Below are 10,173 nucleotides of genomic sequence, written 5' to 3' on the forward strand. Positions count from 1 at the left end.
CGCTCGCGGAGGCGCCGCGGTGCCGGGCACCGCGCGGGGTGGCTCAGGCCTGCGCCTGGGCCGCTCCCCCGCCGCTGTCGGGCCCCGAGTGGGGCGAGCGCGGCACGTCTTTGCCGGACTGGCTGTCGGCGTCGTCCGAGAACGCCGGGGTGTTCTCGATCTCCCGGATCTCGTCGTCGGAGAGCTCGGACATGGGCGTGGAGGAGAAGGTGAAGGTGGCGTCGTCGCCCTCACCCTCGACGTCCACCGAGATCTTCTCGCCCGAGGCGATCTCGCCGAACAGGATCCGCTCGGAGAGCTGGTCCTCGATCTCGCGCTGCATGGTCCGGCGCAGCGGCCGGGCACCCATCGCGGGGTCGTAGCCCTTCTTGGCGAGCAACTGCTTGGCGGCGTCGGACAGCGAGATGGACATGTCCTGCTCACGCAACCGCCGCTGCAGGCGCGCGACGAACAGGTCCACGATCTGCACGATCTCACTCTCGCTCAGCTGCGGGAACACGATGATCTCGTCCACGCGGTTGAGGAACTCGGGACGGAAGTGCTCCTTGAGCTCCTCCTGCACCTTGGCCTGCATGCGGTCGTAGGACGTGGCCGCGTCCCCGCTGGCCTGGAAGCCCACGGGAACCGTGCGGGAGATGTCCCGGGTACCGAGGTTCGTGGTCATGATGATCACGGTGTTCTTGAAGTCCACCACACGGCCCTGCGAGTCGGTCAGGCGACCGTCCTCGAGGATCTGCAGCAGCGAGTTGAAGAGGTCCTGGTGGGCCTTCTCGACCTCGTCGAACAGCACCACGGAGAACGGCTTGCGGCGGACCTTCTCGGTCAACTGACCGCCCTCCTCGTACCCCACGTAGCCCGGAGGGGCACCGAAGAGCCGAGAGACGGTGTGCTTCTCCTGGTACTCGGACATGTCCAGCGTGATCAGGGCGTCCTCGTCACCGAACAGGAACTCCGCGAGCGCCTTGGCCAACTCGGTCTTTCCCACACCAGTGGGCCCGGCGAAGATGAACGAGCCACCCGGGCGGCGCGGGTCCTTCAGACCAGCTCGGGTACGGCGGATGGAGCGGGACAGGGCCTTGATGGCCTCGTTCTGCCCGATGACGCGCTTGTGCAACTCGTCCTCCATGTGCAGCAGCCGCCCGGACTCCTCCTCGGAGAGCTTGTACACGGGCACACCCGTGGAGGCGGACAGGACGTCCGAGATGACCTCCGGGGTCACCTCCGAGATCTGGTCGTCGCCCTCGCGCCACGCGGTGTCCTTCTCGTCACGCTCGGCGATGAGCTTCTGCTCGGTGTCGCGCAGGGACGCGGCCTTCTCGTAGTCCTGGCCCTCGATCGCGGCTTCCTTGGAACGCTTGGTGTCCGCGATCTTCTGGTCCAGGGCCTTGATCTCCGGCGGCGCGGTCATGCGCTTGATGCGCAGACGTGCACCGGCCTCGTCGATCAGGTCGATGGCCTTGTCGGGCAGGAACCGGTCCGAGACGTAGCGCGCGGACATGTGCACCGCGGCCTCCAGCGCGTCGTCCGAGATGGACACGCGGTGGTGCGCCTCGTACTTGTCGCGCAGGCCCTTGAGGATCTCCACGGCGTGGGCCTCGGAGGGCTCGTCCACCTGGATGGGCTGGAAGCGCCGTTCGAGGGCGGCGTCCTTCTCGATGTGCTTGCGGTACTCGTCCAGCGTGGTGGCACCGATGGTCTGCAGCTCGCCGCGCGCCAGCATGGGCTTGAGGATCGACGCGGCGTCGATCGCGCCTTCCGCGGCACCCGCACCCACGAGCGTGTGGATCTCGTCGATGAACAGGATGATGTCCCCGCGCGTGCGGATCTCCTTGAGCACCTTCTTGAGGCGTTCCTCGAAGTCACCGCGGTAGCGGGAACCGGCCACGAGCGATCCCAGGTCCAGCGTGTAGAGCTGCTTGTCCTTGAGCGTCTCGGGGACGTCCCCGCGCACGATCGCCTGGGCCAGGCCCTCCACGACCGCGGTCTTACCGACACCGGGCTCACCGATCAGCACCGGGTTGTTCTTGGTGCGCCGGGAGAGCACCTGCATCACGCGCTCCATCTCGCGGTAGCGCCCGATGACGGGGTCCAGCGTGGACTCGCGCGCGGCGGCGGTGAGGTTGCGACCGAACTGGTCCAGCACGGCCGACCCCGCGGGAGTGCCCTCCGCGCGGCCACCGGTGCCGACGCCGGCAGCTTCCTTCTCCCCGCCGGCGTTGCCGGACTGGTAGCCGGAGATCAGTTCCAGCACCGTGGCGCGGACCTTACCGGGATCCGCACCCAGCTTGACGAGCACCTGGGAGGCCACGCCCTCGCCGGCACGGATGATCCCGAGGAGGATGTGCTCGGTACCGATGTAGTTGTGCCCCAACTGCAGGGCCTCGCGCAGCGAGTGCTCGAGCACCTTCTTGGCGCGGGGCGTGAACGGGATGTGGCCCGAGGGCGCTTGCTGGCCCGGGCCGATGATGTCCTGGACCTGCTCGCGGGCGGCGCTCAGGGTGATGCCCATGGACTCGAGGGCCTTGGCGGCGACGCCCTCACCCTCGTGGATCAGGCCGAGCAGCAGGTGCTCGGTCCCGATGTAGTTGTGGTTGAGCATCCTGGCCTCTTCCTGGGCCAGCACGACGACCCTACGGGCGCGGTCGGTGAAGCGTTCGAACATGGATACTCCTTCATTGATCTCTGCCAACGATGCTAGGCATCCCCCGCGGCGTTTCCGGTACTGTTCGCCACTGGCGCACGGTATCCAGCCCTCAGCAAAATTCCCCCCGCGGGGCTTTCCGCAACTCCCCCGTCCCGTGCTCCCCGGTACCGACGACAACGGCCGGAACACGCCTGTTGCGGCGTGTTCCGGCCGTGATGCCGGGGTGTGCTACGAACTCAGTCGTTGTGAGCGGCGTAGTACTTGTCCTGGATGTCCTGGTGGATGCGGCCGCGGTCCGAGACCTGCAGGCCCTGCTTTTTGGCCCACGCGCGGATCTTGGGGGTCTCGGGGTTGCCCGAGCGGTTCGGGCGCGTGGTGGTGTTCTGGCTGCGCCCGCTCTTGGCGGACGCGCGGCGACCGGCCGCGACGTAGGGACGCAGGGCGTCGCGCAGCTTGGTGGCATTGGCCGAGCTCAGGTCGATCTCGTACTGGCCGCCGTCCAGACCGAAACGCACGGTCTCATTGGCCTCGCCGCCGTCGATATCGTCTTCAAGAATGATTTTCACGGTCTGAGCCATGCTCCAGCTCCTCCAAACGCCCTACGGGCTCGTCGATCAATTATTCGCGCTAGCAAATTCATGCTGTGGGGTGAAACACAGGAATTTGTCCCCCGTGTGATTCCGATCTCCATTCCTCATGGAAACTGTTCGGATTCACCCATGGGAACGTCCCCGGAATGAAATGCAGGAACCGCGGATTCACGGTCCTATCATGGCAGATATTCGAATAATTGTCATCACGGGCTATTGGGATCTTCCGGGGATTCACGAATAGGAATGCTGTTGCGTAAGCCCAGACCCCGTTGTTGCCGGGGCTTATCCTCCTGATATCCGAACGGGACTTTGTCCCCCTCGCGTTCGCGTACCGAGCGGTACCACTGCTCGGCGTCGTCGCGGGCCTGTGCCTGCGCATTGCGCTCGGTCCTGTCCCCGCGCAGCAACCAGCGCATCACGAGGTAGAAGACCACACCCACACCGAGTGAGGGTACGAAGACGGCCAGGTAATCCATGACGGTGATCATCCTCTCCAGGACTGGACAGCGGCTGGACGCGGTACTGCGCCGGGCCGGTTCACTCGGGCTTCATGAGTGGGAAGAGGATGGTGTCCCGGATGCCCAGGTTGGTGAACAGCATGATGAGCCGGTCCAGCCCCAGGCCGAGCCCGCCCATGGGCGGCGCGCCGTATTCGAGGGCCCGCAGGAAGTCCTCGTCCAACTGCATGGCCTCGTCGTCCCCCGCCGCGGCGAGCCGGGACTGCTCCGTGAGCCGGTCGCGCTGCACCACCGGGTCCACGAGCTCGGAGAACGCGGTGCCACGCTCCATCCCCCCGATGATCAGGTCCCACGCCTCGATCAACCCCGGCTTCTCGCGGTGGGGCCGGGCGAGCGGTTGTGCGGCCGGCGGGTAGTCGTACACGAACGTGGGTTGGATCAGGGTGGGCTCCACGATTTCCTCGAAGAGTTCCATGACGAGTTTCTGTGCGTCCCATGCAGGATTCACCTGAATATCGCGCTGAGCGGCGATCTTTCGCAGTTCCGTGACATCCGTGTCCGGGGTGACCTCCCGTCCCACGGCCTCGGACAGTCCCGGATACACGGAAACCCATGCCCACTCCCCGAACAAATCAATGCGGCCGTCCTCGGTGTCCACCTCGTCCACACCGAGCGCGCGGGCGCATTCCTGGATGATCTCCTGGATCCGCTGCGCCATCACGAATTGATCGGCATAGGCCTCATACGCCTCGAGCGTGGTGAATTCCGGGCTGTGGGAGGAATCCACACCCTCGTTACGGAAGACCCGGCCGATCTCGAAAACCCTGTCGATACCGCCCACGACCGCGCGCTTGAGATACAGCTCGGTGGCGATACGCAGCGTCATGTCCTGGTCGAACGCGTTGAGGTGCGTACCGAATGGGCGCGCCGCGGCCCCGCCGTGCACGAGCTGGAGCACGGGGGTCTCGATCTCCACGTACCCCTGTTCCTCCATGACACGGCGTACGGTGCGCGTGATCGTGGAGCGCGTGAGGACGACGTCGCGGGCCTCCTGGCGCACGATCAGGTCCAGGTAGCGCTGGCGCACCCGGGTTTCCTCGTTGAGTTCCTTATGCATGGTGGGCAGGGGGCGCAGGGCCTTGGAGGCCATGGTCCACGAGTCCGCCATCACGGACAGCTCCCCGCGCCGCGAGCTGATCACGCGACCGGTGATGGCCACGAAGTCGCCAAGGTCCACGAGGGCCTTCCACTGCGCGAGGGGTTCGTCCCCCACGTTGACCTTGGAGAGCATGGCCTGCAGCCGGGTGCCGTCCCCCTCCTGGAGGGTCGCGAAGCACAACTTGCCGGTGTTGCGCACGTGGACCACACGACCGGCCACGGTCACGACGTGCTCGGTCTCCTCCCCGGCTTCGAGCTGACCGAACTGCTCACGGACCGCGGCAAGGGTCGTGGTGCGATGCACGTCCACGGGATAGGGCGCCATCCCGGCGTCCTGCGCTGCCTGGCGCTTGGCGGCGCGCACGGCCATCTGATCGTTGAGCTCGTGGGCGCTCAGCTCCGGATCGGTGCTGGCGGTGTCTGCGGGAACGGTGGATTCGGGCTGCTCGGTCACAATGGACCAGGATACCGCCCGCGCTCAGATTCGCATGTTGTCGATCAGGCGGGTGGGGCCCACCCACGCCGCCACGAGCGCGAGGGTCCCGGGGCCGGGTTCCACGAGGGAAAGATCTCCCGGGTCCACGGTCACGAGGTAGTCCAGGCGCACCTCCGGCTCGGCGTCGATGGCGCTGCGCGCCCGCTCGAGCGTGAGCTCCCCTGCCGCGAGCGCGCGCAACGTCCGGTGCAGCACGAGCGCGTGGCCGGCCTGCGCGGCGGAGAGGTACTGGTTGCGCGAGGACAGGGCGAGCCCTTGCTCCGAGCGCACGATGGGCACCGCACGGATCTCCACCGGGTGATCGAAATCACGCACCATCCGCTGCATAAGCAGCAGTTGCTGCGCGTCCTTCTCCCCGAAATAGGCCCGCAGTTCGGCGGCGGGGCCCGGTGCCGCGATCGCGAACAGCTTGTTGACCACGGTCAGGGCGCCGTCGAAGTGCCCGGGGCGCGTGGCCCCCTCCAGGATCGACCCTGCCCGCCCGGAGGTCACGGACACCACGGGCGTCCCGTCCGGGTACATCTGCTCGACCGACGGCGCGAAGACGAGGTCCACACCCACCTCGGCGAGCCGCGCAACGTCCCCGTCCAGGTCCCGCGGGTAGCTCTCGAAGTCCTCGCCGGGACCGAACTGCAGTGGGTTGACGAACACGGACACCACCGCGAGGTCGTTCTCCGCACGCGTGCGCTGCGCGATCCGCGCGTGCCCGTCGTGCAGGGCACCCATGGTGGGGAACAACCCCACGGTGCGGGCGCCGCGGGTCACGCGCGCCCCGATCTCCTCGCGCAACTGCGCCACGGTGGTGCACACCACGGGTCCCGTCACGGGCGTTCCTCTCCGTCGAGCGCGGCAAGCACCGCGCGATAGGTCGTCTCGTCGATCCGGCCCGACGACGCCGCGCGGGCCGCGGTCTGCCGCGCCAGTGCGCGGTACCCCGCCAACAACTGCTCCCCGGCGTCCGTCTGGCGCGCTCCCCGCACGGAGGCGTCGGGTGCCGTGACGCGCTCGGGCGAGCGGGCGGCGTCGGCGGCGGAGACCCCATCTTGGGACAGCTCCCGTAGGGCGGCGACGTGGGCGGCCACCGTGGCGACGTCCCCGCGGGCCACGGGACCGGTCAGGGCATCCTCCCCGGAGGCCAGGGCGTTGTCCACCGTGGCTCGCGCGAGGGGGCCCAGGACGCGTTCCGGGTGGGTGACCCCGATCTGCCCGAGCACTTGCATGGACTCCCCGAGCAGGGTCATCACGTGATTGGAACCGTGGGCGAGCGCCGCGTGGTACAGGGGGCGATCCGCTTCCGCGATCACCACGGGCTCGGCGCCCATCTCCACCACGAGGGCTTGCGCGATGGGCAGGACGGGTGCCGCGGCGGTGACGCCGAAGCTGCAGTCCGCGAGCCGGTGCAGGTCCAGACTGAGCCCCGTGAAAGTCATGGCGGGGTGCACGGCCAGGCCAATCCCCCCGGCGCGGCGCACGGGTTCGAGCACATCCGTGCCGTAGCGCCCCGCGGTGTGCACCACGAGCTGACCGGGTTGCCACGCGCCCGTGGCACCGAGCCCGCTCACCAGGCCTGGTAGTTGGTCGTCCGGGACCGCGAGCAGTACGAGTTCACTGCGTTCCACGATCGTGGGGACGTCCAACACGGGTACGTCCGGCAACAGGGCGCCCGCGCGCTCCCGGCTCTGTTCGGAGGACGCGTGCACACCCACGACGGCGTGTCCCGCAGCCCGCAGCGCGGCGCCCAGCACCGCGCCCACCTTGCCGGCACTGATCACGCCCACGCCCAACCGGCCCGGGCGGTCACTGGGTTGTCTCACGGAAATTCTCCTCGACGGGGACGACGGCACGCACAGAGTAGCGCACGCGCCTCAGCTCCCCCGCGGGTCGGGCGTGCCTGCCAGCGCAGTGGCGTGCTGTTCGCGGCCCCGACCGTTGACGCGGTCGCGCGCCGCGCGGGCAAGGTCCGTGTGGCGTGCCTGCAGCTCGCGGACCTGTGCGGTGTCCAGGTGGTGCACGCACGTGGTCACCGACCCGGGGGTCACGTGCACCACGAAACCACTCAGCCGCAACCGCCGGTCCACGGGACCCTGGGTCACGGCCACGGACTGCGTCTTGTGGTGCGGGATCACGCTCGCGTGCCGTGCGAGTCTGCCCCACCGCAGCACGAGCGCGGACGTGTTCAAGGCGAAGCCCGTGCGACGCCACGTGAGCGGATCCAACCAGCGGGCCCTCCGGGGGCTCGTGGTGAAGTTCTCCGAGTCGCCGATCCCCGCGAGTCCCTGGTCCACGAGCTCGGTGGGCGCGTGTTCGAGCGGCAGCACGAGGTCGAGGATCTCGTGCACGTTCTCGAGTGTGCCCACGGGCAACACCGTGGAACCGAGCCCCTCGCTGCCCTCGGAGCCGCCTTTACCCGCGGTGATCACCCGGACGTGGTGGCCGTCGAAACCGCGCCACATCAGGGGTTTACCGACCTCCAGGGCCTGCACCCTCCCCGTGGGAATCGTGGAGGAGCGCTCATTGAACAACCCGGATCGGGTGCGCACCCCGGAGGGGACCACGCTGAGCGTGAACCCCCAGCTCTTCTCGAGCCGCGAGTACACCGTGGAGACCACGCCGAGCAGCAGGGGGACGAAACTGGGGATCATGACCCGCATCACCTGGGCGTTCCAGAACGCGGCGATCACCGCCGCCACCGCCATGAGCAGCAGGAGCACGGCAGGCGGGGAACATACGAGGCTCAGCAGCACCCGGCTCGTGGGCACCGTGAACACGCGCCGCAGCTCGTCCTGTTCGCCCAACAGGCCGTACTTCCGGGCGGCCCGCACGTCCACGGTGTCGCGCCTGCCGCGCTCGCCCGTACCGGCCGCGGGGTCCCCCGGGTACGCGGGGTAGCGGTCGGTTGCGCCGGAGTCCACGGCGGGGACGACGGCGCTCGCCGCCGAACGGTCCCACGGCGCCACGCGCCCGGGGCGGGTGACCTGCGGATCCCGGTACCGGTCGGCAGCCGCCTCCCCCGTTGCTTGGCCGTCATGAGCGGCCGACGCCTCGTGGGCGTCCGGGGCGGTGTGCGGGATCGGCGCGTCCGACGCGTGGTGCGCGGCCACGAGCAGTTGTTGCCGCAGCTGGCGGGCGTGGTCGCGGCGAAGGTAGGACAGCTCGAGGACGCTGGACCCGCCGTCTGCGACGTCGAACTTCAAGGACGCGAGACCCAGGATCCGGGGGACGAACTTGCGCTCGATGTCGATGCCCTGGACCCGGTCCAGGCGGGCCTGGCGGTGCGTGCGAAACAGCCACCCCGTGCGCAGGCGCACGTGTTCGTCCGTGATCTGGTAGCGGATGAACCACCACGAGAGTAGACCCAGACCGATGAGCAGGCCGAGCACACCGCACAGGATCGCGATCGCAAGACCCACGCCCGCGAGCTGCACCGCCCCGCCCACGTCCATCTCGATGGGGTCCCCGTTGAGCACCGCCGTGACGAGGTCGTCCAGGAACACGTTGCCGAAGCCCCACGCGAGGGCCACCACGAGTAGCCAGCTGCGCACGAAAGGCGTGAGCGGGTGCACCCGGTGCCACGCGCCGTCGGCGTCCGCCCCGGGGCGTGGACCCGTGCCAGTGCGCTGGGCGGACCCGGGGAGCGGACCGGAGCCCGGGTCTGTCGGCGACCCCGGCTGCGCGTAGCGGTGGGACGGGTCCGGGCTCATCACAACCCCACCATGTGCTCTTCCCCGCGCTCCGTGAGCTGCTCACGCAACCGGCCCGCCTCCGCGCGGGGTAACCCGGGCAGCACGGCATCCGTGGCCGCGGACGCGGTGTGGAGCGTGAGCGTGGCCAGCCCGAACGCGTTGAGCACCGGCCCGGTCTTGATGTCCACGTACTGCATCCGCCCGTACGGCACCACGGTCACGCTGCGGAAGAACAGGCCCTTGCGCAGCCACAGTTCGGTGGGTGCCTCCGCGTAGCCGATGGCCCGGACCCGGCGCGGGATCAGGGACAGGTTCACGAGACCCAGCCCGAGCACGATCCCGAACAGCACCCACATCCACCACTGCGGGCGGTCGCCCCAGGTCCCGAGCAGACCCAGGATCAAGGGGATCGAGAAGATCGCGGTCCACACGACGGTGGAGAGGGCGGAGCTGATCAGGCGTACGGAAACGTACTGGGGCGCCACCCGGTGCCAGGTCAGTCCCGGAGGTGACAGTTCATCGGTGGCGGGCATATCCTCCCTCTCCTGGGGCGTACGGGTCCCGCCGTCCACCGTAGGGGGTTTCCTCCTCCGCGTCGGGGTCATCGGGTGGGAGCCGACACGATTTCTCCACGATCCAGCCCACGACCGCCAGCACGATCCCCGCCACGCCTTGGGCGATGCACAGCCACAACGGTTCCTGCGTGGAACGCACCCCGAGCAGGGTGAGCTGGTCCACGCCGATCCCGGCGTGCCACCCGGCGGTCAGCGCTCCGTAGTACGCGATCGCCTGCGCCGCCGCTGCCGTACCCACGGCCCACACGGGATCGTACGGTTTGCGCCGAGCCGGGTCGCGACGTCGCCCGGCACCGCGTTCGGGGTCCCGGTAGGCGCGCAACCGCAGCCCCAGGTACCCCACCACGAGCGCGGCCGCGAGTTCGGCGAGCAGACTGAGCCACGGCAGGATGAGCAGGCTCTGGTGTTGCCCGCTCACCACGTGATTGAGGCTCCACCCCACGGCCCCCCCCCCCCCCGCGGCCCCCCCCCGGGCCCACACCATGAGCGAACCGACCGGGCCCCCCCCACACGTCGCACCCGCGGCGCCCGCCCCCGCACCGACCCGCGCAGCGCGCCCCCCCCCG

General features: G+C 69.0%; 9 protein-coding genes. All 9 read right to left on the minus strand.

The genetic code is table 11. From position 1 onward, the window contains the following. Positions 1-43: 43 nt before the first annotated feature. The 9 genes from A5728_RS06735 to A5728_RS06775 all read right to left on the minus strand — a co-directional run bounded on the left by A5728_RS06735 (position 44) and on the right by A5728_RS06775 (position 10,091). On the minus strand, positions 44-2,662 hold the full coding sequence (locus A5728_RS06735) for an ATP-dependent Clp protease ATP-binding subunit (RefSeq protein ID WP_064846313.1): 2,619 nt from the start codon (positions 2,660-2,662) through the stop codon (positions 44-46). A 218-nt stretch (positions 2,663-2,880) separates the two neighbouring features. Further along, complete coding sequence (locus tag A5728_RS06740) at positions 2,881-3,222, minus strand: Lsr2 family protein (protein ID WP_035959173.1); 342 nt, start codon at positions 3,220-3,222, stop codon at positions 2,881-2,883. A 218-nt stretch (positions 3,223-3,440) separates the two neighbouring features. After that, positions 3,441-3,713, minus strand: coding sequence for a hypothetical protein (locus A5728_RS06745; protein ID WP_231885545.1), 273 nt, complete (start codon positions 3,711-3,713; stop codon positions 3,441-3,443). A gap of 61 nt (positions 3,714-3,774) precedes the next feature. Then, positions 3,775-5,223 (minus strand): lysine--tRNA ligase, encoded by a 1,449-nt coding sequence (gene lysS / locus A5728_RS06750; protein ID WP_369795618.1) that lies wholly within the window; start codon positions 5,221-5,223, stop codon positions 3,775-3,777. A gap of 108 nt (positions 5,224-5,331) precedes the next feature. Beyond that, positions 5,332-6,174 (minus strand): pantoate--beta-alanine ligase, encoded by an 843-nt coding sequence (gene panC, locus A5728_RS06755; RefSeq protein ID WP_082943295.1) that lies wholly within the window; start codon positions 6,172-6,174, stop codon positions 5,332-5,334. Then, entirely contained in the window at positions 6,171-7,163 is a 993-nt protein-coding gene (locus tag A5728_RS06760) for a Rossmann-like and DUF2520 domain-containing protein (RefSeq protein ID WP_064846316.1), read from the minus strand. Before A5728_RS06760 ends, panC begins: the two co-directional genes overlap by 4 nt. A gap of 51 nt (positions 7,164-7,214) precedes the next feature. Next, positions 7,215-9,050, minus strand: coding sequence for a PH domain-containing protein (locus A5728_RS06765; RefSeq protein ID WP_064846317.1), 1,836 nt, complete (start codon positions 9,048-9,050; stop codon positions 7,215-7,217). Continuing rightward, the gene (locus tag A5728_RS06770; RefSeq protein WP_064846318.1) at positions 9,050-9,565 is read right to left on the minus strand and encodes a PH domain-containing protein; all 516 of its coding nucleotides are present in this window, start codon (positions 9,563-9,565) and stop codon (positions 9,050-9,052) included. The genes A5728_RS06765 and A5728_RS06770 overlap by 1 nt, the downstream gene beginning before the upstream one ends. Then, a complete protein-coding gene (locus A5728_RS06775) occupies positions 9,549-10,091 on the minus strand; it encodes a DUF3180 domain-containing protein (protein ID WP_064846319.1) in 543 nt (180 codons plus the stop codon). Before A5728_RS06775 ends, A5728_RS06770 begins: the two co-directional genes overlap by 17 nt. Between the last annotated feature and the right edge of the window lie 82 nt (positions 10,092-10,173).

It is taken from the genome of Kocuria sp. ICS0012 (assembly GCF_001665945.1).
Classification (GTDB): Bacteria; Actinomycetota; Actinomycetes; order Actinomycetales; family Micrococcaceae; genus Kocuria; species Kocuria marina.